General features: G+C 41.9%; 30 protein-coding genes. 11 read left to right on the plus strand and 19 right to left on the minus strand.

Annotated features, from left to right (window positions below; all coding sequences use genetic code 11):
• The first annotated feature begins 14 nt into the window (after positions 1 to 14).
• Together VB775_RS06145 and VB775_RS06150 are read left to right on the plus strand one after the other, a co-directional pair.
• Positions 15 to 758 carry a molybdopterin-dependent oxidoreductase gene (locus VB775_RS06145; RefSeq protein ID WP_281006426.1) on the plus strand — a complete coding sequence of 248 codons (744 nt, stop codon included), beginning with the start codon at positions 15 to 17 and terminating at the stop codon, positions 756 to 758.
• A gap of 102 nt (positions 759 to 860) precedes the next feature.
• Positions 861 to 1,061 (plus strand): hypothetical protein, encoded by a 201-nt coding sequence (locus tag VB775_RS06150; protein ID WP_281006425.1) that lies wholly within the window; start codon positions 861 to 863, stop codon positions 1,059 to 1,061.
• Positions 1,062 to 1,349: 288 nt separating this feature from the next.
• Here the strand turns inward: VB775_RS06150 and VB775_RS06155 are convergent, their stop codons facing one another.
• The 4 genes from VB775_RS06155 to VB775_RS06170 all read right to left on the minus strand — a co-directional run bounded on the left by VB775_RS06155 (position 1,350) and on the right by VB775_RS06170 (position 6,232).
• A complete protein-coding gene (locus tag VB775_RS06155; protein ID WP_281006424.1) occupies positions 1,350 to 1,724 on the minus strand; it encodes a bactofilin family protein in 375 nt (124 codons plus the stop codon).
• A gap of 46 nt (positions 1,725 to 1,770) precedes the next feature.
• Positions 1,771 to 2,598, minus strand: coding sequence for a M23 family metallopeptidase (locus tag VB775_RS06160; RefSeq protein ID WP_281006423.1), 828 nt, complete (start codon positions 2,596 to 2,598; stop codon positions 1,771 to 1,773).
• 393 nt (positions 2,599 to 2,991) lie between these two features.
• Positions 2,992 to 3,330: a P-II family nitrogen regulator gene (locus tag VB775_RS06165; protein WP_094531885.1), complete on the minus strand. Its 339-nt coding sequence runs from the start codon at positions 3,328 to 3,330 to the stop codon at positions 2,992 to 2,994.
• Between the two features lie 97 nt (positions 3,331 to 3,427).
• Positions 3,428 to 6,232 carry a cation-translocating P-type ATPase gene (locus tag VB775_RS06170; protein ID WP_281006422.1) on the minus strand — a complete coding sequence of 935 codons (2,805 nt, stop codon included), beginning with the start codon at positions 6,230 to 6,232 and terminating at the stop codon, positions 3,428 to 3,430.
• A 106-nt stretch (positions 6,233 to 6,338) separates the two neighbouring features.
• Between VB775_RS06170 and VB775_RS06175 the strand changes: the two genes are divergently transcribed.
• The 4 genes from VB775_RS06175 to cobA all read left to right on the plus strand — a co-directional run bounded on the left by VB775_RS06175 (position 6,339) and on the right by cobA (position 11,483).
• Positions 6,339 to 7,436, plus strand: a complete 1,098-nt coding sequence (locus VB775_RS06175; RefSeq protein ID WP_281006421.1) for a helix-turn-helix domain-containing protein — start codon at positions 6,339 to 6,341, stop codon at positions 7,434 to 7,436.
• 3 nt (positions 7,437 to 7,439) lie between these two features.
• A complete protein-coding gene (mutL, locus tag VB775_RS06180) occupies positions 7,440 to 9,152 on the plus strand; it encodes a DNA mismatch repair endonuclease MutL (protein WP_281006420.1) in 1,713 nt (570 codons plus the stop codon).
• 106 nt (positions 9,153 to 9,258) lie between these two features.
• A complete protein-coding gene (locus VB775_RS06185) occupies positions 9,259 to 9,912 on the plus strand; it encodes a Uma2 family endonuclease (protein WP_281006419.1) in 654 nt (217 codons plus the stop codon).
• Complete coding sequence (gene cobA / locus VB775_RS06190) at positions 9,909 to 11,483, plus strand: uroporphyrinogen-III C-methyltransferase (RefSeq protein WP_281006418.1); 1,575 nt, start codon at positions 9,909 to 9,911, stop codon at positions 11,481 to 11,483. The genes VB775_RS06185 and cobA overlap by 4 nt, the downstream gene beginning before the upstream one ends.
• Here the strand turns inward: cobA and VB775_RS06195 are convergent.
• The 3 genes from VB775_RS06195 to VB775_RS06205 all read right to left on the minus strand — a co-directional run bounded on the left by VB775_RS06195 (position 11,430) and on the right by VB775_RS06205 (position 12,535).
• On the minus strand, positions 11,430 to 11,654 hold the full coding sequence (locus tag VB775_RS06195; RefSeq protein ID WP_281006417.1) for a hypothetical protein: 225 nt from the start codon (positions 11,652 to 11,654) through the stop codon (positions 11,430 to 11,432). The two genes, cobA and VB775_RS06195, sit on opposite strands and share 54 nt — an antisense overlap.
• 111 nt (positions 11,655 to 11,765) lie before the next feature.
• Positions 11,766 to 12,191 (minus strand): HNH endonuclease, encoded by a 426-nt coding sequence (locus VB775_RS06200; RefSeq protein ID WP_281006416.1) that lies wholly within the window; start codon positions 12,189 to 12,191, stop codon positions 11,766 to 11,768.
• A complete protein-coding gene (locus VB775_RS06205; RefSeq protein ID WP_190577647.1) occupies positions 12,188 to 12,535 on the minus strand; it encodes a hypothetical protein in 348 nt (115 codons plus the stop codon). Before VB775_RS06205 ends, VB775_RS06200 begins: the two co-directional genes overlap by 4 nt.
• A gap of 256 nt (positions 12,536 to 12,791) precedes the next feature.
• Between VB775_RS06205 and VB775_RS06210 the strand changes: the two genes are divergently transcribed.
• On the plus strand, positions 12,792 to 13,097 hold the full coding sequence (locus VB775_RS06210) for a helix-turn-helix domain-containing protein (RefSeq protein WP_281006415.1): 306 nt from the start codon (positions 12,792 to 12,794) through the stop codon (positions 13,095 to 13,097).
• Positions 13,098 to 13,105: 8 nt separating this feature from the next.
• Here the strand turns inward: VB775_RS06210 and VB775_RS06215 are convergent, their stop codons facing one another.
• The 6 genes from VB775_RS06215 to VB775_RS06240 form a co-directional block, all read right to left on the minus strand.
• The gene (locus VB775_RS06215; RefSeq protein WP_281006414.1) at positions 13,106 to 13,459 is read right to left on the minus strand and encodes a type II toxin-antitoxin system RelE/ParE family toxin; all 354 of its coding nucleotides are present in this window, start codon (positions 13,457 to 13,459) and stop codon (positions 13,106 to 13,108) included.
• On the minus strand, positions 13,456 to 13,965 hold the full coding sequence (locus VB775_RS06220) for a DUF2726 domain-containing protein (RefSeq protein ID WP_281006413.1): 510 nt from the start codon (positions 13,963 to 13,965) through the stop codon (positions 13,456 to 13,458). Before VB775_RS06220 ends, VB775_RS06215 begins: the two co-directional genes overlap by 4 nt.
• Before the next feature lie 74 nt (positions 13,966 to 14,039).
• Complete coding sequence (locus VB775_RS06225; RefSeq protein ID WP_281006412.1) at positions 14,040 to 14,828, minus strand: hypothetical protein; 789 nt, start codon at positions 14,826 to 14,828, stop codon at positions 14,040 to 14,042.
• Positions 14,829 to 14,973: 145 nt separating this feature from the next.
• Positions 14,974 to 15,294: a S1 RNA-binding domain-containing protein gene (locus tag VB775_RS06230; protein WP_281006411.1), complete on the minus strand. Its 321-nt coding sequence runs from the start codon at positions 15,292 to 15,294 to the stop codon at positions 14,974 to 14,976.
• Between the two features lie 52 nt (positions 15,295 to 15,346).
• Positions 15,347 to 15,646 carry a HigA family addiction module antitoxin gene (locus tag VB775_RS06235; RefSeq protein ID WP_281006410.1) on the minus strand — a complete coding sequence of 100 codons (300 nt, stop codon included), beginning with the start codon at positions 15,644 to 15,646 and terminating at the stop codon, positions 15,347 to 15,349.
• An 11-nt stretch (positions 15,647 to 15,657) separates the two neighbouring features.
• Positions 15,658 to 15,939, minus strand: a complete 282-nt coding sequence (locus tag VB775_RS06240; RefSeq protein WP_281006409.1) for a type II toxin-antitoxin system RelE/ParE family toxin — start codon at positions 15,937 to 15,939, stop codon at positions 15,658 to 15,660.
• Between the two features lie 95 nt (positions 15,940 to 16,034).
• On the opposite strand from VB775_RS06240, the gene VB775_RS06245 reads away from it, so the two are divergent.
• Together VB775_RS06245 and VB775_RS06250 are read left to right on the plus strand one after the other, a co-directional pair.
• Positions 16,035 to 16,208, plus strand: coding sequence for a hypothetical protein (locus VB775_RS06245; RefSeq protein WP_323216660.1), 174 nt, complete (start codon positions 16,035 to 16,037; stop codon positions 16,206 to 16,208).
• Complete coding sequence (locus tag VB775_RS06250) at positions 16,201 to 16,710, plus strand: hypothetical protein (RefSeq protein ID WP_281006408.1); 510 nt, start codon at positions 16,201 to 16,203, stop codon at positions 16,708 to 16,710. The genes VB775_RS06245 and VB775_RS06250 overlap by 8 nt, the downstream gene beginning before the upstream one ends.
• 34 nt (positions 16,711 to 16,744) lie before the next feature.
• Here VB775_RS06250 and VB775_RS06255 read toward each other — a convergent pair whose 3' ends face one another.
• The 3 genes from VB775_RS06255 to egtD form a co-directional block, all read right to left on the minus strand.
• The gene (locus tag VB775_RS06255; protein WP_281006407.1) at positions 16,745 to 17,239 is read right to left on the minus strand and encodes a DUF427 domain-containing protein; all 495 of its coding nucleotides are present in this window, start codon (positions 17,237 to 17,239) and stop codon (positions 16,745 to 16,747) included.
• 77 nt (positions 17,240 to 17,316) lie between these two features.
• Positions 17,317 to 18,642, minus strand: a complete 1,326-nt coding sequence (ovoA, locus tag VB775_RS06260) for a 5-histidylcysteine sulfoxide synthase (protein ID WP_281006406.1) — start codon at positions 18,640 to 18,642, stop codon at positions 17,317 to 17,319.
• Positions 18,643 to 18,657: 15 nt separating this feature from the next.
• Positions 18,658 to 19,677, minus strand: coding sequence for an L-histidine N(alpha)-methyltransferase (gene egtD / locus VB775_RS06265; RefSeq protein ID WP_281006405.1), 1,020 nt, complete (start codon positions 19,675 to 19,677; stop codon positions 18,658 to 18,660).
• An 877-nt stretch (positions 19,678 to 20,554) separates the two neighbouring features.
• On the opposite strand from egtD, the gene VB775_RS06270 reads away from it, so the two are divergent.
• The gene (locus VB775_RS06270; RefSeq protein WP_281006404.1) at positions 20,555 to 21,358 is read left to right on the plus strand and encodes a sterol desaturase family protein; all 804 of its coding nucleotides are present in this window, start codon (positions 20,555 to 20,557) and stop codon (positions 21,356 to 21,358) included.
• A 24-nt stretch (positions 21,359 to 21,382) separates the two neighbouring features.
• Here the strand turns inward: VB775_RS06270 and VB775_RS06275 are convergent, their stop codons facing one another.
• The 3 genes from VB775_RS06275 to VB775_RS06285 all read right to left on the minus strand — a co-directional run bounded on the left by VB775_RS06275 (position 21,383) and on the right by VB775_RS06285 (position 23,395).
• Complete coding sequence (locus VB775_RS06275) at positions 21,383 to 21,856, minus strand: TspO/MBR family protein (protein WP_281006403.1); 474 nt, start codon at positions 21,854 to 21,856, stop codon at positions 21,383 to 21,385.
• Positions 21,853 to 22,338 (minus strand): thiol-disulfide oxidoreductase DCC family protein, encoded by a 486-nt coding sequence (locus VB775_RS06280; protein WP_281006402.1) that lies wholly within the window; start codon positions 22,336 to 22,338, stop codon positions 21,853 to 21,855. The genes VB775_RS06275 and VB775_RS06280 overlap by 4 nt, the downstream gene beginning before the upstream one ends.
• Before the next feature lie 172 nt (positions 22,339 to 22,510).
• Positions 22,511 to 23,395 carry an MBL fold metallo-hydrolase gene (locus tag VB775_RS06285; protein ID WP_281006401.1) on the minus strand — a complete coding sequence of 295 codons (885 nt, stop codon included), beginning with the start codon at positions 23,393 to 23,395 and terminating at the stop codon, positions 22,511 to 22,513.
• 524 nt (positions 23,396 to 23,919) lie between these two features.
• On the opposite strand from VB775_RS06285, the gene VB775_RS06290 reads away from it, so the two are divergent.
• Complete coding sequence (locus VB775_RS06290; protein ID WP_281006400.1) at positions 23,920 to 26,307, plus strand: heavy metal translocating P-type ATPase; 2,388 nt, start codon at positions 23,920 to 23,922, stop codon at positions 26,305 to 26,307.
• Positions 26,308 to 26,656 lie beyond the last annotated feature (349 nt).

Here is a 26,656-nt window from a genome sequence, read left to right on the forward strand (position 1 = left end):
GTTATATTTAAGTTATGTCACAAGAACCTGAACAAAAATTACCAAACTCAGAGCTTGAGTTGGATGAAACAGATTTAGTCCCACGCCGCCGCTTTTTGACACTAGGAGGCGCAGGGTTGCTGGCAATTGGATTTGGTAGCCTTGCTGAGGGTTTAGTGGGTAGTTTATCAGAGCCATTAAATCAGCGGGTTGAATCACTGATCTTTCAGCCTCAGCAGCCAGTCCCAGAATTCCCGATTAGTGCGATCGAGCCAGATAAATTAATCATTAATAGTTTCCGTGGTACACCAGTAATTAACCCTCTGGCTTATCGCCTCACGATTGACGGAGAAGTAAATAATCCCTTGAGTCTAAGCATGGGAGATCTCCAAAAAATACCCTTTACGAGCATGGTTATCCGTCATGTGTGCGTTGAAGGCTGGGCGGCGATCGTGCAGTGGGGCGGTGTGCGGTTAAGAGATTTAATAGCGATCGCTAAGCCGTCAGATCAAGTCAAATACGTATATTTCTATTCAGCCGATGGTTATTACGAAAGTTGGGATATTGACTCGGTGATGCATCCCCAAACCTTAATGGCTTATCAAAAGAATGGACAGCCTTTAACACCAGCATATGGTGCGCCATTGCGTCTTGCCTCACCTGTCAAGCTTGGCTATAAGCTAAGTAAATGGGTTACGAGAATTCAGCTTACGAGCAAGCTAGGTGAAAAACGCGGTTATTGGGAAGATTTGGGCTATGAATGGTATGCAGGTCTATAAGTAAATAAAGCGCAATGCATCTAATTTACTGTATATTAAATTTTGTTACAAGTTTCATGATATATTCAGTCTATAGCGCTCTGCGTAGATCAGGTAACGTCCATGCGTTTAATTTTCACATCTAATTTTAATAAGTTTCAATCTATCAATGCGACCCAAGCATGGTCTCTTTTCTTGACAGGCTGTAAAAAAGATGATTCCTTTGGTAAAAATCCAATGATTGGCAAATATCTAACGGTTGCTATTTTAGGTTCAGTTATTGCCCAAATTTTAGAAGCAATTTTAATAAGTAACTCGGCATAATTAAAAACCTAAAAACTGCGTCTGCTTATACATAGCAATGGAAATTTAAAACATAATCGCAGTATTTCTGTCTTTATTTATTAGTATGAAATAGATACTTCATCACCTCTTCCCGATTAGGGACTTGCGACTTAATAAAGTACCATACCAAATAATAATTAGTAGGGCAGCAAACCCGCCCCAATGATTTCTCGATAATCTGGATTAGTATCTTATTTTCTCGCAAGTCCCTTAGATAACCAATGCCTTCATTTATTCTTCCCAGTTGCAAAAATTCTTAGTTCTGATTTAGAGAGATTGCTTGGGAATCCCCACCAGTTGGGGTTGCTTGCTTAAACCAGTGAGGACTTTGTTGTCTTTAGTAACTAAATGCCCGATAAAAGCAGCTCCTGCAGCAATATCGATCGCACTCGCCACTACATCCCCTTCAACTTTGGCAGTGGCAGTCAGGGTGACTTTTGCGGTTGCCTGAATCTGTGCCTTGATTATCCCTTGGCTAATGAGGTTATTTGCACGCACTTCTTCGCCTTCAATTCTGCCCGTAGGGGCTATTTCTAGATCTCCTAAAACATCTACATTACCGTAAACACTGCCATCAATGCGGAGGCTACCTTCGCTCCTAATCGAACCACGAACTTCTGTCCCCTTGGCGAGGTAGTTCATGGTATTGCTGCCAGACTTTGGGCGGTTAAAGAACATACACGAATCCTTAAGGTTCCTTGAGATTACTTAATTTTTGGAATTCCACATCGGTTAATTTTAAGTATTGTCGGGGATCGATCAATTTTTCACCCTGATAAATACTGTAGTGGAGGTGGGGACCAGTGGATCTGCCACTGTTGCCTAGATAGCCAATCAACTGCCCCCGCTTCACTAGGGTCTCAGGTTTTACTGCCACCCCAGAGAGGTGGGCGTACAGAGTGCTGTAGCCATAATTATGATTAATTACCACGACTAGACCATAGCCACCTTCTATTCCCGCAGAAGTGACTAACCCGGAAGCAGTGGCATAAACTGGACTCCCGTACGCATCCACAAAGTCTATCCCATTATGTGCCTCTGTACCATAGCCAAAGGGATTAAGACGATTGCCAAATAAGGAAGTTATCACTAGATTTTTTCCCTGCATGGGCATGCCTTGGGGAATTGTTTCTTCTCGGTTTAGGGTTGCCTCTAGGGAAGGATTTAAATCCCGAATCTGACTCCAAAGGGAATTAAGACGGCGTTGGTTGGTTCGCATCAGGTGATCGGGGCTGCTGGATCCCCCCTGCCCCTTTCGACTATTGCTTTGTTCTTGGGAATTATTCTGGAGATTAACGGCAGATTTCGGGATTCCCATCTCACTATTTTCAGTCGGTTGGGTATTTGTAGTTCCGATTTTGACCAGTCCTGCTCGTTCTCGGAGGCGATCAATCTCCTGTTGCAGTTGCTCCTGTTCTACTTGTAATTGTTCTTGGCGTTGCTGGAAAGCTATTTTTTCCTCTAGGTATTGGGCATTTCTTTGCTGTTCTGTCAGCCAGATACTACACGCCCACACAAAGGGGATTGATAGAAAACCCAAACTACAAGCAAGCCTCATCAAGAAAAGCCGTGGGCTCATGTGTAAAACTAGAGGAGATTTGCCAGTGCGAGTCAGAAAGATAGTATATTTAGCGGGGAGGCGGTGGTTATTCATGATTATCAAACCTGAAAAAATAGTCAATTGCCATCCCGATATCTACTTAAATTTAGATTGTTTTACGATTTCATATTTCCTTGACTTTACATGCTCCCCGCTATTTGAGTCAAGTAAAAACGATCGCTAATGGATTATTAGTTAAAGTTTTTTAGAAGATGTCTAATATAAAATATCTGGCTTTGTCAGATATTTATTCACACAAAGAGGGTCAGCGATTAGCTAATCGCTGACCCTCTTTGTGTAAGTATAGACTTAGACAGCTTCTAAATCTTTTTCACCAGTACGAATTCGGATAATTCGCTCTACGGGAGATACGAAAATCTTACCATCGCCAATTTCACCAGTACGGGCGGCAGTAATAACTTTATCTACCACCATATCAACTTGATCATCTTCGATGACAATCTCGATCTTGAGCTTTTGTAAAAACTCAACTGTGTACTCAGAGCCACGGTAGCGCTCTGTTTGTCCTTTTTGACGACCAAAACCACGTACTTCTGATACCGTCATACCGACTACGCCAGCATTTACCAGAGCAATTTTGACTTCGTCAAGCTTAAATGGACGAATGATTGCTTCAACCTTTTTCAAATTAACTCCTCCACTGATTCTTGAACTTTAATACACTTGAATCGCTACTCAAATTTGTAGCCTAGCATACTTTTTGGAATTGTCATTCAGTTTGACGTTAGGATTGACGTTGCCAAAGCCACCAACGAATTACCAATTTCTCTAATTCTATCCAAACAAACATCAATGTGCTAAACCCAAAGCAAATTGCTAATTCTGTTGGGGATATCAAATGCGTACCAAAGAAGTTGCGGAACGGCTCCACATAAATCAGTACTAGTTGTAAAACAGTAGTCATAATCACTGATCCCCAAACATAAAGATTTGTCATTGGGTTAAGCTCAATGGTTAACTGTGTGTTGGAACGAATCGCGATCGCATGTCCCATTTGGGAAATACAGAGGGTGGTAAAGACCATCGTTGTCCAACGTTCTGGGTCATATGTGCCATCAAAGGTATGGGTTGTAGTGTAACCCTGCGCCCAAACCATGAGAGAAATCGAGATAATCGCCAAAACTATCCCGATTCTAACCATGTACATGCCCATCCCTCTGGCAAAAATATTTTCACGGGGATCAACTGGTGGAGTTTTCATGACATTAGGTTCGGCTGGTTCGACAGCAAGAGCCAAGGCTGGCAAACCATCGGTGACCAGATTCATCCACAGAATTTGCAACGGAACCAGAGGTACATTTAGTCCCATTAAGGGGGCTGACGCGATAGTGATTACTTCGCCGATATTACTACCAAGAATGTACTTGATGAAGCGACGGATATTGGTATATACCACTCGACCTTCCTCTGTTGCAGCAACGATGGTGGCAAAGTTATCATCCAGTAGAATCATGTCACTGGCTTCCTTAGATACGTCAGTACCAGTGATCCCCATCGCAATCCCGATGTCCGCTTGTTTGAGCGCAGGAGCATCATTTACTCCATCACCAGTCATCGCAACAAATTGATGCTGTCTTTGCAGTGCTTGGACAATCCGCAGTTTATGTTCAGGGGAGACGCGAGCATAGACATTGACATGGTTAACTTCATAATCAAGCTCATCTGCGCTCATTTTTTCTAGTTCTTTGCCTGTGAGAACTCGATCGCCTACTTGATCAATGCCCAAATCCTCAGCGATCGCTTGGGCAGTGAGTTGGTGATCTCCAGTAATCATGATCGGGCGGATTCCTGCTTCACGACAACGTTTGACTGCCTCGCGGACTTCTGGACGTGGCGCGTCAAACATACCAACCAGTCCCACCCAAGTGAGATTACTTTCATCTTTGACCGTAATTCCATCTTCAGGAAGTTCATTAAGATTACGATAGGCAAATCCCAATACCCGCAAACCTCTACTGGCAAGCTCATTGTTTTGAGCGAGTACATGTTGACGCTGTTCACTGGATAGCTCTTGGATTTGGTCACCAGTTTGGATATGGGTACAGCATTCTAGGGTTAATTCGGGTGAACCTTTGCAGAACAAGACATGACCGCCATATTCACCTTGAACTAAGACGCTCATCCGTTTGCGTTCTGAGGAGAAAGGAACTTCAAACATACGCGGCATTCGATGCTGCCATTCTGCGGACTCACAGCCACCTTTAGCGGCGAGAACTAGCAATGCCCCTTCTGTGGGGTCACCGATGATGATCCATGCGCCATTTTTTTGCTGCAAGATCGCGTCGTTGCAAAATACGCAAGCCATCAACAATTGTTGAACTTCAGGAATATTATTAACGACAAATGCGGGATCGGTGTTCGGGCTTCCCAAAATACTAAACTCACCAGTCGGCGCATAGCCATTACCCGTCACTTGCAGCGAGTGTAATCCAGTCCGAATACCCTGCACTACCATTTTATTTTGGGTGAGCGTGCCTGTTTTGTCTGAGCAAATGGTAGTCACGGAACCAAGGGTCTCAACGGCGGGTAAACGACGAATCAGGGCATTGCGTTTGACCATCCTTTGAGTTCCGAGTGCAAGGGTAACGGTAACCACCGCAGGTAACCCCTCAGGTACGACCGCCACTGCCATACTAAGGGAAGTCTCGAGAAGCTCACCGAAAGCACCTGTGCCTTTGCTGATTACGCCAACAATCACGACTAAAACCACTAAGGCTAAGGAACCGCTTACCAACACATTCCCTAGCTGCGTCATCCTTTGTTGTAGAGGCGTATCTTCATTTTCCACATCTTGTAAGAGCGTGGCGATTTTTCCTAGTTCTGTCAGCATCCCTGTTTTGGTGACTACCACCTTGGCGCGACCCTGTAATACTTCCGTACCCTGATATACGCAATTGAGGCGATCGCCAAGACTGGCATCTTCTTCTAAGAGCAGTTTGGCATCCTTGCTGACAGCCTCGGCTTCGCCTGTTAATGCCGATTCCCGCACTTGTAAGTTCTGTTCTTCAATCAACCTGCCATCGGCGGCAACCTGCACCCCTGCCTCTAGCAGCATGATATCTCCTGGAACAAGCTCTTTGCCATTAATTTCGCTAATGTTGCCATTACGAATTACCCGTACTTTCGGCGAAGACATGCGCTTGAGAGCCGCGAGAGCTTTTTCTGCGTTGGTTTCCTGCATATAGCCAAGAATGCCATTGAGCAACACGATCGAAAAAATTGCAACGGCATCCTTAGGAAATTCGGGGGTTGGTTTGGTCAGCGAGAGAATTGCTGAGACAACTGCCACGGCCATCAGCATTACTAGCATGATGTTAGTAAATTGGTCGATGAAGATTCGCAGTGAAGATCGACCTGCTTTCTCGACTAGCTCATTAGCACCATAGCGGTCAAATCTTGCTGACACTTCTTGACTAGTAATACCTTGATTGGGATCACTTTCTAGGAAGCCCAGCACCTCCTCAGCACTAAAGGTATGCCAACGGGCGATCGATGAGGCAGGATTAACTTCTTTTGTCTCAATTGTCATGAATATTTTGCAGGTAAACGGTTAACACCATAATACTAAAAAATAGTGCTAGCTTCTTTAAAGAATCTTGAAGCCCCGCAATAGCAATTTGCGATACAATTTCGGCATGAGCAATAATCCCTTTTTACCCCAAAAATTGGTAGGTAGACAAACAGAATTAGAGCAAATTAGTCAAATTTTGTTAGAAGATGGCGATTTGCTGATCGCAGGCGTGGCTGGAAGTGGACGTAGAACTTTAGTCAAATGGGCTGCTCAAAAAGCTGGCGCAAGAGTAATTACTTTAGATTGCTTACGAGCCACTGATGGCGATCGCTTTTTAAAACTACTAGCCGAAAGTTTGCTCCACACCTTTGATCGTCCTGAAGAACTGTTCAAGCTGCAAAGTTTACTCAAGGAGGAGCCGATTACATTTGAACTAACAGAACAGTCTAAACCCCGAATGAGTTGGAAGCTTTCCTCAACAGGAATCTGGAATTTATTTAAGAATTTGCTCAGCTTGCCTCAGCAGATGGCAGAATGGCTGGATTGCCGAGTGGCGATCGTATTGCATAACTTCACGCATATTCGCTCATGGGATCGTAAGGGTGAATGGGAAGAATATTTGCGCCGCGAAATTCAACTTCAGAGTCGGGTAAGTTATATCTTAATCGCCACAGTGCCTGAGCCTTGGATGCATAAGTTGAGCCTCAATGTGGTTGAACTTCCACCTCTTGGTAATGACGAACTTTGCCAATGGCTAGAAACAATCATGCAAGAGAAAGGATTGAAATTCGATCCTCAAACTAATGCATTAAAGCTGTTTACAGAATACATGCAAGGCAATATGAGTGATGTGATCGCCTTGACTAGACGCATCTGGCTCGACTATCTCACCCAAGTAAATTCTCAATCTGAGTTTCTAATTCAACCGCATCATGTCCATGAGAATATGTTAGCGCTCATCGAAGATCTAGCTCCTACCTTTGAGTCTTTAATCATGCTCTTACCGCCAACTCAAGTAAGGGTACTAGAAAGCCTCGCGATCGATCCCACAGTTAGCCCCCATAGTCGTGAATATATTCAAAAACATCAACTTTCTAAAGGTGGCAGTCTTCAAGGAGCATTGGATAGTTTGGAACAAAAGGGACTAGTCTATGGTGCAAAATATGGCTATCGAATTGCACTACCCACATTACAATTTTGGCTGAAGCAGCGCTTAGGATAAGCAATGCAAAACATTCATACGCTACCTATAGAAGTTGTGCATCTAATCGCCGCAGGTGAAGTGATTGATTCACTGGTGGCGGTAGTCAGAGAACTTGCTGAGAATGCGATCGATGCTAATGCAACCAGAATCGTGATTTCGATATGGACAGATTCTCTGTCGGTACAGGTGAGCGACAATGGCTGTGGCATGGCGATCGCTGATTTATCACAGGCAGCGACACCGCATACAACTAGTAAAATCAATAATGCTGAAGACTTACAACAGATTAACAGTTTAGGCTTTCGGGGTGAAGCTCTCTATAGTCTTGCTCAACTTGCTGATCTGAATATTTGTAGTCGTCCTGTTCTAGAACCTGTGGGATATCAGGCTCATTATGATGAGCATGGTAATTTGCAGACTAGCCCCAAAGTGGTCGCGATCGCATCTGGTACGGTCGTCACCGTTCGCAATCTATTTTCTCGCTATCCCAATCGCTTACAATCGTTGCCTAGTAATTCGCAGCAAGTTCGCAAGGTGCAATTACAGATTCAGCAAATGGCGATCGCGAATCCACAAGTTAACTGGCAAGTTAATCTCGACAATCGAGAATGGATGACGATTTGGGCAGGAGAGAATGCTAGTGAGATTTTGCCGCAAATCATTAGTTCGATTCAGCCCTATGATTTGGTGTATAAAGAATTTGCCCTCATCCCCCAACCCCTTCTCCCATTAGGGGAGAAGGGGAGCAAGAGTCTTGCTCCCCTCTCCCCCATAGGGAGAGGGGCTGGGGGTGAGGGACTCTCCCTCACCCTCGGACTACCCGATCGCCTATCTCGTCGTCGTCCTGATTGGGTAAAAATCATTCTCAATGGACGGGTAATTAATTTCCCTGAATTAGAGCAAACTATTCTCTTTAATTTAGAGAGAACCTTACCTCGCAATCGTTATCCTGTATGCATTGTTAATTTAAACTTGCCTTGCGATCGCATCGATTGGAATCGTCATCCTGCTAAAGCTGAAGCCTATATTCAAGATTTAGGAGAAATTCAAACTCAGTTAAAAGAATGTATTACGGAAGCCCTCAAAGCCACTATATCCAGTTCTCCAATCAATTACGGAAGTGCAGCTAATGATCTCTTAAAAACTGCTGAACGCAAAACTTCTTATTTAATTCCTGCCAAACGCGAAACCTTTAATCAACCAAATTCATCGTTAAAGGCGATCGCGCAGGTTCTCGATACTTACATCTTGGCGGAACATGCGGGCGGTTTATGGCTAGTGGAACAGCATGTTGCCCATGAGCGAGTTCTCTTTGAGCAAATCGAAACTCAGTGGCAAATCGTGGCGATCGAGCAACCAATTTTATTAAAGCAACTTTCTGATGATGAAATTGAACGGTTGCAAGCACTAGGTTTAGAAGTAGAAGCTTTTGGAAATAACCTCTGGGCTGTGCGATCGCTGCCTGAAATTTTAATTGGGCATGAAGATTGTGCGGTGATTTTGCAAGAAATGAGTCAGCAAGATGATCCGACGATGGCAAGGGCAACCGCAGCCTGTCGTAGCGCGATTCGCAATGGCACAAAGCTGGAAATATCTACAATTCGCGATCTGCTCTGGCAATGGCAACAAACCCGCAATCCTCACACTTGCCCTCATGGTCGTCCGATCTGTTTAGCGATCGATGAGTCAGATTTAGCAAGATTTTTCCGCCGCAATTGGATTATTTCAAAATAATCTAAGAGAGTTGTGGCGCGTAGCGCCACAACTCTCTTAGATTATTTATATTGCGATAGATATATAATTAAGCTCAGTTGCTTGGCGATCGCACAGGTCAAACCCCATGACTAATACAATCAGCAAATTAGAGACCATCTACCCTAGCAGTGATGGACAGCCAATGGCAGAAAGTACCGAGCATTATCAATGGATTGTGACTATCACGGGTGGATTAGAAGCTCTATTTAAAAATGATGAGAATGTATTTGTCGCGGGAGATTTACTTTGGTATCCCATTGAAGGCAAATCTGATATTCGCCGAGCGCCTGATGCGATGGTGGTATTTGGCAGACCAAAAGGAGCAAGAGGTTCTTACATTCAACACCTTGAGTCAGGGATAGCCCCTCAAGTAGTATTTGAAATTTTGTCTAGGGGCAATCGTATTTTAGAAATGTCTCGCAAGTTTGATTTTTATCAAACCTATGGGGTAGAGGAATATTATGTCTACGATCATCTTTCTAATGACTTAGCAATATGGATCAGAAATCAAGAACAGAATCGACTAAAGCCGATTGATGATGTCCAAAATTGGATCAGCCCACGATTAGGAATTCGCTTTGAGCTAACTGATGAAAGTTTAAATATTTTTAACCCTGATGGGAGCAAGTTTTTAACTTATCTTGAACAGGTTCAACAAAAAGAACAAGCTTTGAATGCTATGTCTAAATATGCAGCTAAGCTTCGCGAAATGGGCATTGATCCTGAAAATCTTTTATGAACGGGAAAGTTTTTATAGTTGGCGCAGGGATTGGTAGCGTAGAATTTTTGACGGTTCGTGCTAGGGATTTGATTAGTGATGCTGAGGTAATTATTAGTGATGCGCTGGTCGATCGCACTTTATTAGACCTCGCTCCTGCAAACTGCGATCGCATCATTGCTGGTAAACGTGGCGGACAGGAAAGCATCAAGCAAGCCGAAATCAATCAAATGCTGGTGGAATATTGCTTACAAGGTAAGCGCGTGGTGAGGCTCAAGAGTGGTGATCCTTGGATATTTGGGCGATCTTTACCTGAGATACTTGCCCTACAAGCAGCAAATTGTGAATGGGAAGTTGTTGCAGGAATTTCTAGTGCGATCGCGGCTCCCATGTTGGCAGGAATACCACTTACGGAAGTGGAAGCGAGTTCTTGTTTTGCGGTGATGACGGGGCATGATTTGGAGCGATTGCCTTGGGAAGCGATCGCCCAAATTCCGACATTGGTAATTTTGATGGGGACAAATAATCTGGCAAGCTTATTAGAGAAATTACAAGCGGGAAAATCTGCGGATACAAAAATTGCGATCGTGCGTTGGTGTGGGAGATCCGATCAACAAGTATGGACAGGAACTCTGAAGGATATTAAATCAAAATTACCTAAAGGATCGCTATCGCCATCGGTGATTATTATTGGTGAAGTCGTAAAGTTTCATGAGCAATTGTCACATCAGGGCGATCAATCGTTGGAAAATTTTGAGCAAAGTGTAGATCTCAAAAAGGACAAGTTAGCATTGCAAGGCAAAACAATTTTGGTAACAAGGGCGGCGGGTCAGGCTAGCCAATTTACAGATTTATTGACCAGTCAAGGAGCAAAGGTAATCGAGATGCCAACTTTGGCAATTTTGCCGCCGCGCAGTTGGCAGATGCTCGATCAGGCGATTGCCAATCTATCCAGTTACGATTGGCTAATTTTGACATCCGCGAATGCCGTTGAGAGCTTTTTTGGACGGTTGCGCGAATCGGGGCAAGATAGCCGTGCTTTGCATTCTTTAAAAGTGGCTGTAGTGGGGCGCAAAACTGCCGACGTTTTGGCAAATTATGGGATTTTACCAGATTTAGTACCGACGGACTTTGTTGCCGATGCTCTGGTGGATGCCTTTCTTGCTATTCCCAATCATGTTTTAACTGACACAAAAATGTTGTTTCCGCGTGTGGAGTCGGGCGGACGGGAGATTTTGGTAGAGCAGTTGCAGCAACATGGCGCGATTATTGATGCTATTGCAGCCTATGAGTCGGGATGTCCTGAAGCGATCGATCCTGTGGCTCTAGACGCAATTCAAAATCAGAGCTTAGATGCGATCGCCTTTGCTAGCTCCAAAACTGTCAAGCATTTTTGTCAACTACTTGATCGCGTCGAATCCCAAGAAACTTGGCGATCGTGGATTGCCAAGGTAAAAATCGCTTCAATTGGTCCTCAAACTACTAAGACTTGCCACGAATTATTAGGGCGAGTTGATTGTGAAGCTCTGGAATATACCTTAGAGGGGCTTGCTGAGGTGATCGGCAAAAGTTTTTACCCCCAGATAAAGTAGTGGCGCTACTTTATTTGGGGTTTTGATTTGTCCAATATAGTAAAAAAACGTCAGTTCAGTGACGATAGGCGATCGCTTCATAATGTTTGTCGTGGTGTATTCATTGGCGGGAGTATATTGCCAACTTTCAGGAAGTTGCAGTTGCTCAACAGGCAACTGACGAATCAACATTGATGAAGTTTCAGCAATCGCCCCTCAACAAACAACAGCATCAAACAGCGATCGACTCAATCATCAATGCTTCTAAAACACAAGCGATCGCTCTCATCATAACCAACAAAATCATTGTTGCATCAGTATTTTTGCTTGAGCCAGCATCTGCCGATATGGTAAGCAAGCTGATCGATTTATCTTCAGTAGCTGTATTGTCACTTGCCCAATTGTAGTCAATGGATAAATTACACCACTAGATTCTTCGATTTGAAAATTCTCTTGCCATTGGTCTTGTCTAGGATGGTAAAGTCTAATAACTTCGCCTGTTTCTGCATCAATAGACGCAATATCACTGCCCTTAGCTTGATTACACAGTGAACAAGATAAAGCTAGATTTTCTTCTATAGTTTTACCTCCATGCTTTTCAGCAATTACATGATCTACTTGATGGGAAACTAAGGTTAAGCTTTCAGGAATCAGACAATATTCACAACAATTTTGGGCGCGATCGCTGACTAGTTTTCTAATTTTAGCGGAGATATAACTCTTACTCATTGACTCGGCTGGAGCTTAATCAGGGCTTGAGTTTTGGCAAGACGCACTAGATGTTCGATAAATTCATAATGTTGCCATAGTAGGCGATCGCTTTCGTTAAAACCTTGAGTACGATTTTTTTCTAATAGATTATCAATTTCTTGCTGTGCCTCTGGTGCAAGGCGTAAATTTAAGACTTCTTGAGGGGATGGAAGTTTGGCTAAGAAATGCAATATTTCCGTCAATCCAGAAAAGCCGTTATTAGGATTAGCGTTTATTTCTCGCAATCCTAGAGCTAATATTTGCGGCAGGTTATCTTGTACAGTAGCGGCGATATCGTCTGGTATGTCTAGGGTGATTTGCATAGTTAAGTAAGTGATTGCTAATGTTAGCTTCTGGTGTTCATTTTATCAGATAGCCCCTAAGCTCAATCAAACAGCGATCGCCCCTCAACAAACCAACAACACCACATAGCGATCGCCCCTAACCTCATCAAAAAGCGATCGCCTCAATCATCAATGTCTCTAACACACAAGCGATCGCCTCCTATTTGCTACTTAAATATTACTATGCTAGTATGCCAAATAAGGTATATTAGTGTAGTAACAAATCAAAAAATAAATGACCCAGAATCAAATTTCTGAAGTTATTCAAGGTGGGACGAATGTATTTGAAGATTTGGGCTTTGCGCCTGAAGAGGCTCTTAATCTCAAAATTCGGGCTGACTTGATGTTGAATATTAAGCGTTTCATTCAGTCTCAAGGATGGACGCAAAAGCAAGCTGCTTTGTTTTTTGGTGAAACTCAACCTCGGATTAGCGATTTAATCAATGGTGATATTGAGAGGTTTAGCATTGATAAGTTGGTGATGATGTTGGTGCGTGCAGGGATGGATGTGAGGTTTGAGGTAAATGTGAAAGCAGCTTGATAATTTCTTCATTTATCAATGTTTGCTTTGTCAGATTGTCGATATTGCAACATTTGCTGATAACGCTTTTGTCCGATTTCTATATCTGATTTTGAAGTCTTCTGAGTTTTCTTTTGGAAAGCATGGAGAACATAAACGGCTTCTGCAAATCTGGCAATATAGAAGATTCTATAAGCATCTTCAGTCCGAATACGAATTTCTTCAACACCTAAACCAACGGTCGGCATGGGTTTGAAGTCAGAAGGTGAATCGCCACTCTGAATCGCTCTTAGTTGGAAACCTGCTTTTTTACGAACTGCATCAGGAAAATTTGTTAGGTCTTTTAGGGATGAGCCGATCCAACGAATTGCTTTATCAGTCATACCCTTTGACTCTCATGATTTTCTTCCATCACTGACAGCAAAAATTCACGCAATTTATCACATCCTAAGCCTCGATAAACATTCACTTCACAGCAAATATTCTGAGGTTGCTCGGCTTTGGCAAAGCGGACAATTCCTTTGGATGGTTCATCGGCATAGATTAATGGAAGTTCTGCTTTTCTGAGAATTGCTGCTTTTTTGCGATCTGCTTCTTGGCGATCAGGAAAGTCGTGATATGGACTTTGACGCTCAATCGCAATGATAGGCAGAGAAGACATAGCTTCATGGCGACAAATCAAAATATCGAGAGAACTACAACTCCTAATAAATTTTTGTAATTCATGGTGGAGACTTGCTTCTAGTCCATTTTTCTGAACTACCCGCGCAAGGGCAACTTCAGGAAATAAACGGTATTGAGGTTTATCTTGCAAAACTCCCTCAATTAATTCCATCAAACAAATTTCTCCCTGATGAAGAAAAGATTTTCCTTCTTGAACTTGGCTCATGTACATAGTAGATTCTCCATGTGTGTCATCGCTAAAATTGTTAACTAAAAATCAAAATCATCATTGGCTTTTGGTTAAAATCGATCAATATTAAATTGTTTAAATACATTCTCAGGTTTTTCTCCGTTTGAACGAAGGAAAATTTCAATATTAAGCTTTAGTTCAGATAGAAAGCTTGTAAGGTGCGAAAGATCAACAATTGAGATTCTATCAGTTGAGGGGAATCGTTGATCTTTAGTCAAATTAAAGCAAATATTCTGTTCACTCATATCCTTAAGTAATGGAAGACCTTCAAAATCGTCAGGCATCTCAAATGCGAATGAACTTTCAGTCGCATATAAATTCTCTTCCAAAATGGATAGACGAGAATCCTGATTTCCCATTACTTCAGTTATCCTCCCAACGAAATCAGGCTTTTCTGATACTGGGATATAAAAAATTTGGTAAATTTGTTCAGGTTCGCAATCATATCTATCATCCCACTCATTCCAAAAAAATTTAACTTGATGACCATTCCATATTTTTTCATGAATAGACAAGACAAGTTCTGATTGTTGTTGTACAACGTACATAGCAACTTTTGGACGCTTAGAATCAGTTTTAGGAATGATTGTTGCGTACTGTTTACGATAACGAACTTCGTATAAATCCTTTAAACCAAGTTCATCTAATATCGCAATTACCGTCTCAATAGTTGGTATGCCAGAAGAATTAACTCCTGTATTTGTTGTTGAAGATAACTCTTTCTGATGAAGTAAATCGCTTATCCCCAATAAAGACTGGAGTTGCTTGATATCCCAAGCGATCTTTTGAGTACCATCGTCAAGCGTTAGTAGCTCAACATTTAAGGGTTGCCTGTTCACGATTCTCATATACCCAAACACGCTAATTTGACTGCTTGGATTTATCCTAACACACTAATTTGGCTTTTTGGGTAAATTTGGCAAAAAATTTTTTTGGTGGTAAAAAGTAAAAAGCTCTCTAGATCATTCGCGATCGCCCCGAAGTTTACACTTGACTAATAACAGGCGTTCTCAATTTAACCAAAGACTCTTGCAATACACTCGGCTTAACACTCAACCAAACTTGATTGCGATCATCCTCAGTATAGCCAACCACCACCGCCCCCACAGGTGAACCAATCTCAGGATACATTTCAGGAGTCATCACCCCACTATCCAAAAAATCTGGAATCTGGATAATTCCCTTTACATGCTCATCCCCAATATTAACAAACACCCCAAAAGGCGTATGAAATTCTACTTTCCCGTAAATCAACTTCCCAAGCTGATATTTAGTTTTAACTTGACTCCAAAATTGACTATTCATTAGCTATTCTCGTTTTAACACTCTAGGGAACTGGTTTAAAGTTGGGAATAAATCATAATGCTTCAATTGGGACTATTTGACGCAATATGTCACCTAAATTTCTTTTTGCTTCCATCAACTCATATGCATAATGCAACCGCAAAAAATAACCATCCGACAACCCAAAATAGCGACATAACCGCAAATCCACATCCGCAGTCATCGGAGCCTTACCTTGAATAATTTGCTGAATACTCAAATATGGTAAACGCAAATTATCAGCCAGACTATTTACACTAATATCTAATTCTTCTAAAAACTCATATTGCAAGATTTCACCCACATGAGGATTACGCAGTAAAGTATCTTCCATTGCTTTAGCTCCTAATGATAATCAACAATCTCAACATCATACGCATTTCCATTACGCCAAACAAAACATAGTCGCCATTGCTTGGTAATGCGAATACTGTATTGTCCAATGCGATCACCAACCAGTGCTTCTAGATGATTGGCAGGTGGTATGCGGAGATCTTCTAGGTTAGCTGATACATCAAGTTGTCGTAATTTGCGTAAAGCTCTTTCTTGTATATCTGATGGTAGCTTACGCGATCGCAAGCCTTGCCAAATCCTCTCGGTTTCTTTACAAGCAAAGGAGACAATCATTAAAGCTTAAATATTCATCTTTAATTATTTTACTACCCTATTTCTTATTTATAGCTATAGCCAACTGTATCAGGACAAATCAAAACCCAAATAGTATGAGGCGGCGCTTTGCGCCGCCTCATACTATTTGGGTTTTATGTCCTAACAAGAATGGCGACAGCTATACTTACGATTTAATGGGTTTAAAATCATTTTTAAGCGATCGCGATTGCATTCAAAATCAAGATAAAATTGAGAAATTAATGGGAGAAACAACCAGCTATGGCTAAAAAATCTAGAGAATTTAGTGAACTTGTCCGCCAGCAAAAATGGGAGAAAGCCAGCAATAAGTCATTCGAGAAATTGCAAAAAACTGTTAAACAGGATTTTGGCGAGAATGTACAGATGGTTAGAAACATGGAAGGACTCGCCAAAATGTCTGAGGTTTTGAAAGACTTCATTAGACCCTATGCTGATATCCCCCAAAACAAGAAAGAGCTTCAGCATCTATTAGAGACCGCAGTGACAGCTTGGGATTTAGCACTTATACCAGAGGTCGAAAGGGAAACTAAGTTAGACCAAATATTTGTCTCAATGCTTAAAAAAGCTAAGAAGAATATAGATAAAGAGGATCTGGCGACTAGTAGAGCTTTAATTGAAGACTTTATCGATCGCAAATTAAAGTATTTTGCTGATGAGCAGCGACAAGTCATAGATTTTCAGGTAGAGTACCTCGGACGCGGTGAATACCATCTCTCAGTAGCCTCCGCAATGTCCAAACCATCAACCTAAGCAAGTTTTTTTTGCATACTGTATTGAGGAAAAACTACCAGCCCCAAGTACCCACCTCGCCTTTAAATGGTCCCACAATATCAGAAGTAATCCAGCCACCGTAAAAGTCACCAGATTGAGGCGTGATTAGTTCATCATTCACATAGCAAGCATCCATAAGGCTGCCGTAGAAACTTATAGAGTCTTGAATATCTACGAAGTTAGGCGTGGGGATAGAATATCGCCATGCAGCATTTTGGATGTATTTATCAGCGATCGCAATATCATAATATTGGCTGATTCCCTTCCATTCACACATCGTTCGCCGCGAAGTCTCGATCAGATACTCCATTTTAATATCATCAATGGGAATGTAATAGCAAGGCGGATGACTGGTTTCTAAAACTCGCTTAGCGCGATCGGTTTCTGCTAAAACAATGTCATTGCAAATGATGCGAATATGCTTAGTTGTATCCTCTAAGATTGCAGGACGGGGATAGTCCCAGACGGACTCTTGACCTAATTGCGGTTCAATTCTTTGTGGATGCATTACTTTGTTTCGCGCTTTGCGCTCTTACTAAAAAACAATAAGCCATATAAAATATGACACGCTTCGCGTGTCATATTTTATATGGCTATTCTAAATCCTGCGTGTTGATAGAAGTTGGGACGGAACCAGTTGCGGTAGTACTTCTCAGCTTCAGTTCCACTGGTAATCCATGAGCCGCCAGCCATCATATAGTGCTTCGCATCAAAATATGGTGCGGAATAGTTCTCATAGAGATAGTGAGACTTATATCCTGTAAGTGGCGTTAAATGATCGCTGAGCCATTCCCAAACATTACCACGCAAGTCGTATAGTCCGACATCACTTTTGGCTTGAGGAAGATAACCAACGGGACTTGGGGAAGCAAATTTTAAATTGAGATTGTAATTTTCAGCTTGGTTATCTGCTACTTGAGCAGATTCAGAAGAGCCGTATGTTGCCAGATACCATTCAGCCTCACTCATCAGGCGCGTATGGTTGCCTTTCCAGCGACAATAGGCGATCGCTTCATAATGATTGACCTCCACAGGAAAATCAAAGGGCATCGCAATTTCATCAAACATGGTACGATATTTATAGCTGTCAGCATCAGGAACCCAAAACTTAGGGTGCTTGATATCGTGCTGAACTTTGCAAGCCCAAGATTGCTCGTGCCAATAGTCTTGATTTTCGTAGCCGCCATCTTTGACAAAATCGAGAAATTCGGCATTGGTAATTAGATATTTACTTGCCTGAAAGGTCGCCACATTCACTGTGCGATCGCCATATTCAATATCCCAACCATAGATATTTGAATCTTGAGGTTTGCCTAGTCGCACTGTACCACCTGTGACTTCAATCATTTCATTTGCCGTGGTGTAGCCATTGGCGGGAGCATATTGCCAACTTTCGGGACATTGCAGTTGCTCAACAGGTAACTGGCGAATTAACATCGATGAGGTTTCGATGTGAATATATTGATGCTCGATCGCCATCATCAACGCCCAAAGTGGATGCTCTGGATTAATGGGCGGAGCCATATTCGTTAAATTATCAATTAGCTCAGAAATTGCGTTATAAACTTGATCGCGATATTGCCAAACTGCTGTAACTTCTGCTTGGCGAAGATTATCAAAAATATTAGCTATTTCTTCAGGTTTCTCTGGATCAACTCCAATTTCAAAAAGCCTTTCAAAGTGAGGATTTAGGCGTTGCTCTAATAAGCCAACTCTGACTAATTTATTGACATAAAAGACTGCCGAATGACCTAAATAAAAAATCAATAAATTGCGTAAGGGATCGGGATTTGTATAAAAAGTTTCAGGATTAACCAAACTTTTCATTAAGTTATCTTCAATTTGCCAAGCTCGTTGAAAATAGGCAAGAATTTCTGGACGATCGCAACGGTGGAGATTTGGTGGTTGCATACAATTAAAACAAAATTAATTATGAGGAACTTGACACAGAACTAAGCCAAACCATTTTTGGGGATCTGTCCAGATTTTGACTGTTTCTAAACCCTGCGATCGCAGTTGTGCTTGAACTTTTTCTAAGTCAAATTTACGCGATATCTCCGTAAGGATGCTTTCACCTGCTTCAAATTGAACCTTGAGATCGAGTATTTCGAGAGATGCTTGATGGGGCGATCGCGCATGTAAATACATTTCAATTTGATGATCGACTTCGTTATAAATCGCTTGGTGCTTAAATAAATCGAGATCAAAATCACCTTGAAATCTCCAATTTAAATGGGCAAGCATGTTCAAATTAAATGCTGCCGTTACTTCTTGGCTATCGTTATAAGCAGCTTCTAAGATTTCTTTCGGTTTCTGCAAATCAATCCCTAATAGGAAATAATCTCCTTGAGTCAAAGCATGGGAAACCTTACCTAAAAAATCATTAGATTCTGATTCTGTAAAGTTACCAATCGAGCTACCTAAAAAGAAAATCATCCGCGATCGCAAATGGTTTTTGCCCAAGTGAAATAACGCTTCGTCATATGTGCCAATCAGTCCTTCAATGGATAGATCAGGATATTTTTGTTGTAAATGCAAGACCGTAGTTTTGAGAATGCCACCACTCACATCTATGGGAATATAGCTAAAAGCATCTGGTATGGCTTCTGTTAGAGAATTTGTAGCTTTTTGATAGGCGCTCAGTAAATAATGGGTTTTAGTAGAACTACCGCTACCTAATTCCACTAATTCACAGGAACCTGTAATATCAGCGATTTCATCAGCATATTTATTTAATATCCATGCTTCGGTACGGGTTGGATAATATTCGGGAAGTTCGCAAATTTGCTCAAATAACTCCGAGCCGCGATCGTCATAAAAGTATTTCGGAGGGAGGGCTTTCGGAGTTCCACTTAACCCTTGAACAACATCCTGTCCATCTTTCTGAAAGGTTTGATTTATATTTGTATTATGTTGATGCAGAATCTTTAAATGTTTAACTGTCATATTTGTCTTAGTTGCTATTGTTGATGTATGTACGATGAATAAGATTGTTTGGATGAATACGGTTAAACTAAAATAGATTTATGGGGCAAAACCCTGTAAATCTATGAATTTATTTTATGTCCTAACATAAATGTCCATAAATATCTAAAATTTCGGGTGATGAAGTCTTACCATGACTCATGTTACATAATTACCAACAAGAACCCATAGCGAATATATCAATAAGACACATATTGCCAATCTCTAATTATTAAAATTAATATCAATATATTGATCGCCCCCACGATCTCATTAACCCTTACGTGTCATAAACGCAATAGCTACTGAAGTGTAATCTAAAATTACAATTTTGACAAGACTAGATACGGTACATTGAAAGCGTAATAAATGTGATTTATAAATTTATTATGAAATGGGCATTTCATTACCTTACCTGACCAGTGTCATGATTTTTAAATAATTGACAATCATTAATTTTTTTTAAATTTCAATCAATTGATACAAATTTAGAATATAGAATAAAATATAGTTATTAACGATTAGTATTACCTCTATTGTATTCATACTAATAACTTAGTGTTTGATAACAATTCAGACATTGGTTAGCTAACGGGGGGATATGTCTTAAAGTACATATTTCACGCCAACCAACTAAAAGGAAATACGCTTATAAGTCTATATGGCGTAATTGCCATTAGGCTGCTTTTACGGCAAAAAAATTCTATTAATTTAATTGTGTGCGCTTTGCTAGCAACACAACTAAATTAATTTGTCGTGGTTTTTAGTAATTAATTAACAAAAAATTGATCTTGAAAAAGATACTTATCGAAATCATTTCCGTAGCACAAATGATACGCAGTGCAAGACTTACTTAAATATGAGAAAAACTCTTGGCTTTCTACCTGAAATTGAGTTCTTTATAAAAATTGCGGTTATATGTACTTTACTCCAACAGATTTTTTATTTATTCCTGAAAGATATTGAAACACCTTTTGAGTTTCAAGTATTGCTGTACTATATGGTAGGTTCTATTTCTTTTTATGGGATAGGATTCCTAATTGAAAAATGTCTCAAAAAGAATGAGATTTGGAGAGATAAACTCAATATTCGGGTTGTTAAAGTTAAGGAACAAGATTTCCCCAATTTTACTCCGAAAGGAATTATTTTGGGCGAATTAAAATCTTTAATTGCCGCATTTATAATACTTTTCTTAGCACCAGAAGTGCATCGAGGGAATAGTTTGTCCCTCAATTTTGTATGGTTTTTAATGAGAATAGTTGTTGCCGATTTCTGTTTCTATATTAGTCATTATATTTTGCATAAATATTTTTTGAAAATACATCTTAAACATCATGAGTTTCGAGACTCATCCAGTTTTGTAGCTTCTCATAAAAGTTTATCTGAATACATAATTACTACAATTACCGATCTTTTACCCGTTTTTATATTTGGATGCGATCTCTCTCAGATCTGTGCTTGGACTATCGTAGGTAATTTTTATAACCTAGAAGGGCATAGCTCTCTATCGATTTTCTTCGTTTCGTCAGATTTTCATGACCGTCATCATACCTGTTTTAAAGGTAACTATGGCATTCAAGGCTTCTGGGATCGGATATTTGGAACACAGGCTAAGAATACAAGAAAACAAGGAATTTTATTTCCTACCAACTACTTACAGTAAGCAGTTAGACAAAGTTTAATATTGTTAAATCTCAGGTGGATTTAGTCTTGCCATCACCCATGTTACATAAGTGCCCACAGGACTCCATAGCAAATATGGCACTAATAACCATCCTGCCAAGCTGGAAATTTGCCAAACTTGAGTTGTTAAAACTAACCCTAATATAAAACCGATCGCGCCTACGATTGCCCCTAACCTGACATTACGAAATCGGGTCATCACTGGGGTATAGGCTAAAATCGCGATTTCCAAGATCCCATAGCCAACCATAAGTAACCATGTGTTCACTGTGGCAGGTTGGGCTTCCCAGAGGAAGGCGGCGGAAGTAATGCCGCAAATAAAAATCGCAATCCAAATAAAGGGAATTGCGCCTTCAAAGGTGAGCCAGCGCGGACGACGCAACCGCATAAACCATTTGTAGTCAGCGGGATAAAGTTTGTTAAGGGCAAAACCACCAACAAAGGAAGCAACCGCGATCGCTAGCCAAGTAATAATCATGATGTTTCCTGCTCGGCGATCGCACAGCCATCAGTACAACCTTGCAGACGTTGCCGACGTTCAGCAACGATAGTTTGGAGATTGGCGCGACCAGTTAGTAAGAGGCGATAGTCAGCCCAAACGCCATAAAGTGCATCGGCTAAGCTCCCGACTAGGGGCAATTTCGTAATTGCATAGATCCAACCGATGCCGAGAATGTCATAGGTTTGGCGAAATACTTCGACATTTTGAACGATTTCACCATAAGGCAACACTGCATGAATCCGTCCCATCGCAGTTTCAAAATCAATCCCCGCATTGTCAGCAGGATCGTAGTCATCGGCGGCGATATCCACAAATTTAATCAAGCCGCGATCGTCATCTTTGCCTTTTAAAAAGTTGACTTCACGCACACAGAGAGGACATGCGCCATCGTATAGCAGCTTAATTTTCCATGTGGACGCTTGGGGGGCGAGTTTGTCTGTTACCTGTGGAGATAGCATTTGGTTCGGATGATGTAGTTTCTAGCCCTATTTTATCGAGATCACTTTGGATTTATCTTTGCACAAAGGAATAGATACGACGCTTTGCGTCGTATCTATTCCTTTAGAATTAATGGCGCGGCTTCGCCACACCATCAAAAATATAATTCTTTGTTTTATGGCAAAGCCCGTTTCAAACTTTAACTAACGGCTTGGAACCAGTGCGAACAGGAATAGAAATATACATCCCTTCCCTAGCCATTACAGCTCCCGCAAACTTCTCTTGAGCTAGCCGCCCAAACTCATCTAACTGATCGTCACTATGCAAAGGATCATGATGGAAAATTACGAGAGTCTTCACATTAGCTGCTTCAGCAACCTTGATCGCCTCTTGCCATGTCGAATGCCCCCAGCCGATTTTGGGACTAGCACTTGACCAATATTCTTCATCGGAATAAGTAGCATCCATAATCAACACATCAGCATTCCGAGCCAGATATACCAAATTTTCATCAACGCGATCGCTAAAATGTTCAGTATCCGTCGCATAAACCGCCACGCGATCGCCACAACTCACTCGATAACCCGTCGCCTCCCCTGGATGATTCAGCATCCCTGTTTCCACGGTGACCCCATTCCCAATCTCGATCACACTCGGAACTTCAACATCAAAAAACTCTAAACACGAAGCCATCACCCTTAATGGTACAGGAAAATTAGGATGATGCATCTGCTCCTCTAGACGTTCCTGCATCGTTTGCCCTGTTGGCGCAATCTTTCCATAAATTTTAAATAGATTACCTTTCACAAAGGCAGGTGTAAAAAATGGGAACCCCTGAACATGATCCCAATGGCTATGGGTGAAAAAAATACTCGCCTCAATCGGCATATGCTTTAACAGATGCTGTCCTAAAACCCTAATCCCCGTTCCCCCATCAAAAATAATACGTTCACCTTGGCAACGCATTTCTACACAAGGGGTATTGCCACCATAGCGCACTGTGGTTGGGCCAGGGGTAGCTATACTGCCACGCACACCCCAAAAATGAATAGAGAACTCGCTGTCAGAAATGGACATTAGCTAACTCATTGTCAGAGAATTTTGAACCATTGGGGCAAGTCTGAAAACCTAGAAAATTTTAGTAAATTTCTACTTTTAAATTGTTAATCTCAACACTAAGCGTGAATATTAAACGACATTACAAATCTTGCTACTAATTTAGTGACTTTACTATTTTGTTCATTAGTTGTTTCAACCTATTATCTAGTATGAATAGCAGCTAGGCATACTCACTCAGACTTTAAATCTAAACATCTTTAAATTTTAGCAGTCCCATAGAATCAGCAAGGTAAGTAGGAAACGATTAAAATATCAGAACGCTGTATCAGAATAATTACCCAATCAATCAAATTAGATTTGGGTATATGCTAACCCTATGTATTGCTTTGTGGCTATCAGCTTTTAGTACTAGCTAGCACCAGATAGACATCAAGAGGGACTAGCAAATTAAAAAAAATGTTTTTTGCAGGTGCAACGAAGCGGCACATACAAAGAATAGGTTCTTCAAATATAGATTTTTTATAAATTTTGGATACAAGTTTGTGGTACTGACTCAATCAATAACAACAGCATCTCCTAAGCTCCAGTCTAGCTCCTTAACCCTAGCGATCGCAGGCATGAAGTGTGCGGGTTGTGTGGCAACGGTCGAAAAGCGTTTGCTAGCCTGTGACGCGGTAAAGGCGGCAAGTGTAAATTTACTAACCGAGAAAGCAACCGTAGTTTATGGCGGAGAAAGCTTGCCACAGGATTTAGCGCCACAATTGATTGAGGCGATCGCCAAAGCAGGTTTTGCGGCGGAGTTGATTAATAAAGGCGATCGCCAATCTTCTCGCAATGCTGTATCTAAAAATCCTCCTCAAAATTCTTGGTTCGGTCTGACCAAAGAAATTGTTATTCCTGCCTCGTTGGTGATTTTGGCGATCGTCGGACATTTAGGCTTGATTGGTGTCGCTGATTTGCCCTTGATTGGCAATATGTACGCCCATTGGCTAGTCTCCACCAGCGCCCTCGGCTGGATTGGTCGTCCGATTTGGTGGGATGGCTTGAAATCGCTGTGGTATCGCGCCCCCAACATGAACTCATTGGTGGGTTTAGGGACAATTTCAGCATATTTGGCAAGCACAATCGCCTTATTTGTACCGCAGTTAAATTGGCAATGCTTTTTTGAAGAGCCTGTAATGCTTTTGGGTTTTGTGTTGCTGGGACAAGCTCTGTTAGAACGCGCTAAGGGTAAAGCCTCAAATGCAATTCGCGCTTTGATGGAGTTGCAACCCGCTAGCGCCAGATTATTGATCAATAGCACTGATGGCGATCTACAAGTGCCAATGGCAGTCGAAGATTTGCAAGTAGGCGATCGCATCGTGGTTTGGGCTGGAGAAAAAATCCCAGTTGATGGCGAAATTATCGGCGGTGGTTCTAGCGTTGATGAGTCAATGCTCACGGGTGAATCAAGCCCTGTTGCGAAACAATTAGGGGCGCGAGTCACTGGGGGAACGCTGAATTTGACAGGCGCGATTACAGTCCAAGTTTTGCAAACTGGCTCAGAAACGACTTTGGCACGGATTGTCTCCCTCGTAGAATCAGCACAGGCAAGCAAAGCCCCAATTCAATATTTAGCCGATCGCGTAGCAGGATATTTTGCTTACGCAGTAATGGCGATCGCCGCTTTAACCTTTTTGACTTGGTACGGATTGCTCCATGCCGAAATTGTGTTTAGTTTAAAATTGGCGATCGCCGTTTTAGTAGTGGCTTGTCCCTGTGCGCTAGGTTTGGCAACGCCAACAGCGATCATGGTCGGCACGGGAATTGGCGCAGAAAAGGGCATCTTAATCAAAGGTGGGGCAAGTCTGGAAAAGATCGATCAATTGTCGGTGGTGATCTTTGATAAAACAGGCACTTTGACCACAGGTAAGCCTGAAGTTACCGATGTGATCACCAATGACTTAATCGTTTTTGGGCGCAAACTAATCGAGCAAACTACTTTTAAAAGTATGGTCGAAGAGCGCGAAGTCCCAGCGTCCGCTTTACGGTTGTTGCAACTAGCTGCCAGTGCCGAAACTGGCGCAAATCATATTCTCGGTGCAGCGACGATCGCTAAGGCTCAAGAGTTAAATATCGAGTTATTACCAACGCAATCTTCGCAAATTGTGACGGGCTGCGGTGTTGAGGCGATATTGACCACAGGAGAAGAAATTCTGGTGGGTAATAGTGCATGGTTGCGCGATCGCCAAGTGGAAATTTCTGACGAGATGTTAGAGCGATCGCAGAATTTAGCAGAATTTGGCAAAACTCCAATTTTTGTCGCAACCCAAATTACTGACCCCAAGGGGTTCAGTAATTTGGGCTTAGTCGGGATCATCGCCATGCGCGATCGCATCAAGCCTGAAGCTCCTGAAGTCATTCGCCAACTCGAATCAATGGGCTTACAGGTTTGGATGCTCACGGGTGATCATCAAGAAACTGCCAAGGCGATCGCTAACCAATTAGGTATTCCCCCTGAACGGGCGATCGCTGAAGTCAAGCCCGACGGCAAGGCTGCCACAGTGATGAAATTAATCGCTGAAGGTCAGCGGGTGGCGATGATTGGGGATGGGGTTAATGATGCTCCAGCCTTAGCCAGTGCTACTATCGGTATTGCCCTCAGTTCAGGAACTGATGTTGCTATGGAAACCGCCGATATTGTGTTAATGCGTCATGACATTAGCGATGTTGTCCCTGCGATCGAACTTAGTCGCGCCACCTTCAGCAAAATTCGCCAAAATTTATTTTGGGCTTTTGCTTACAACACATTAGCGATTCCCGTCGCCGCAGGAATTCTTTATCCCAGTTTTGGTATTTCTCTCAATCCAACGATCGCAGGTTTAGCGATGGCATTTAGTTCTGTAAGCGTTGTTTTGAGTTCGCTATCATTACGTGCCAGAAAAAAATAGATTGTGCAGCGAAAGCTCTGTACAACCTATTTCTTGCAAAAAGCCCTAAGGTAGGGGCATAGCATTCCCGCAGGAATCCATTCTTTTAGACTATTTTAATTTGGGAATGCTATGCCCTAACCTCACAACGTAGGGACAATCTATTGTTGAAAGCGAAGAGGGTTGAGCATTTGCGATTCAGGATTGTAGTGGAGAGTATCAAAATATTGGCGCAAATGCTAAACCCCTTGTATCTAGGAAGAAAAGTAAAGGATAAAATCTTTACTCAAATCCGAAAAAGCAAAAGCAGAGATAAACTCGTTCAACCCCTAGGGACACCAAGCCCGTAATGTAGATAGAGTCGTCTCTG

The sequence above is a fragment of the Pseudanabaena sp. CCNP1317 genome, assembly GCF_034931345.1.
GTDB classification, from domain to species: domain Bacteria; phylum Cyanobacteriota; class Cyanobacteriia; order Pseudanabaenales; family Pseudanabaenaceae; genus Pseudanabaena; species Pseudanabaena galeata.

Coding starts and splice junctions, on each gene's coding strand:
- VB775_RS06280 (WP_281006402.1), bottom strand. CDS start 22,338: ATGCTATCTCCACAGGTAACAGACAAACTCGCCCCCCAAGCGTCCACA.
- VB775_RS06145 (WP_281006426.1), top strand. CDS start 15: ATGTCACAAGAACCTGAACAAAAATTACCAAACTCAGAGCTTGAGTTG.
- egtD (WP_281006405.1), bottom strand. CDS start 19,677: ATGACAGTTAAACATTTAAAGATTCTGCATCAACATAATACAAATATA.
- VB775_RS06270 (WP_281006404.1), top strand. CDS start 20,555: ATGAGAAAAACTCTTGGCTTTCTACCTGAAATTGAGTTCTTTATAAAA.
- VB775_RS06235 (WP_281006410.1), bottom strand. CDS start 15,646: ATGGAAGATACTTTACTGCGTAATCCTCATGTGGGTGAAATCTTGCAA.
- VB775_RS06220 (WP_281006413.1), bottom strand. CDS start 13,965: ATGAGCCAAGTTCAAGAAGGAAAATCTTTTCTTCATCAGGGAGAAATT.
- VB775_RS06185 (WP_281006419.1), top strand. CDS start 9,259: ATGACTAATACAATCAGCAAATTAGAGACCATCTACCCTAGCAGTGAT.
- VB775_RS06200 (WP_281006416.1), bottom strand. CDS start 12,191: ATGAGTAAGAGTTATATCTCCGCTAAAATTAGAAAACTAGTCAGCGAT.
- VB775_RS06250 (WP_281006408.1), top strand. CDS start 16,201: ATGGCTAAAAAATCTAGAGAATTTAGTGAACTTGTCCGCCAGCAAAAA.
- VB775_RS06175 (WP_281006421.1), top strand. CDS start 6,339: ATGAGCAATAATCCCTTTTTACCCCAAAAATTGGTAGGTAGACAAACA.
- VB775_RS06245 (WP_323216660.1), top strand. CDS start 16,035: ATGAGGCGGCGCTTTGCGCCGCCTCATACTATTTGGGTTTTATGTCCT.
- VB775_RS06155 (WP_281006424.1), bottom strand. CDS start 1,724: ATGAACTACCTCGCCAAGGGGACAGAAGTTCGTGGTTCGATTAGGAGC.
- VB775_RS06215 (WP_281006414.1), bottom strand. CDS start 13,459: ATGACTGATAAAGCAATTCGTTGGATCGGCTCATCCCTAAAAGACCTA.
- VB775_RS06205 (WP_190577647.1), bottom strand. CDS start 12,535: ATGCAAATCACCCTAGACATACCAGACGATATCGCCGCTACTGTACAA.
- VB775_RS06275 (WP_281006403.1), bottom strand. CDS start 21,856: ATGATTATTACTTGGCTAGCGATCGCGGTTGCTTCCTTTGTTGGTGGT.
- VB775_RS06170 (WP_281006422.1), bottom strand. CDS start 6,232: ATGACAATTGAGACAAAAGAAGTTAATCCTGCCTCATCGATCGCCCGT.
- ovoA (WP_281006406.1), bottom strand. CDS start 18,642: ATGCAACCACCAAATCTCCACCGTTGCGATCGTCCAGAAATTCTTGCC.
- VB775_RS06285 (WP_281006401.1), bottom strand. CDS start 23,395: ATGTCCATTTCTGACAGCGAGTTCTCTATTCATTTTTGGGGTGTGCGT.
- cobA (WP_281006418.1), top strand. CDS start 9,909: ATGAACGGGAAAGTTTTTATAGTTGGCGCAGGGATTGGTAGCGTAGAA.
- VB775_RS06240 (WP_281006409.1), bottom strand. CDS start 15,939: ATGATTGTCTCCTTTGCTTGTAAAGAAACCGAGAGGATTTGGCAAGGC.
- VB775_RS06150 (WP_281006425.1), top strand. CDS start 861: ATGCGTTTAATTTTCACATCTAATTTTAATAAGTTTCAATCTATCAAT.
- VB775_RS06195 (WP_281006417.1), bottom strand. CDS start 11,654: ATGTTGATTCGTCAGTTGCCTGTTGAGCAACTGCAACTTCCTGAAAGT.
- VB775_RS06255 (WP_281006407.1), bottom strand. CDS start 17,239: ATGCATCCACAAAGAATTGAACCGCAATTAGGTCAAGAGTCCGTCTGG.
- VB775_RS06210 (WP_281006415.1), top strand. CDS start 12,792: ATGACCCAGAATCAAATTTCTGAAGTTATTCAAGGTGGGACGAATGTA.
- mutL (WP_281006420.1), top strand. CDS start 7,440: ATGCAAAACATTCATACGCTACCTATAGAAGTTGTGCATCTAATCGCC.
- VB775_RS06230 (WP_281006411.1), bottom strand. CDS start 15,294: ATGAATAGTCAATTTTGGAGTCAAGTTAAAACTAAATATCAGCTTGGG.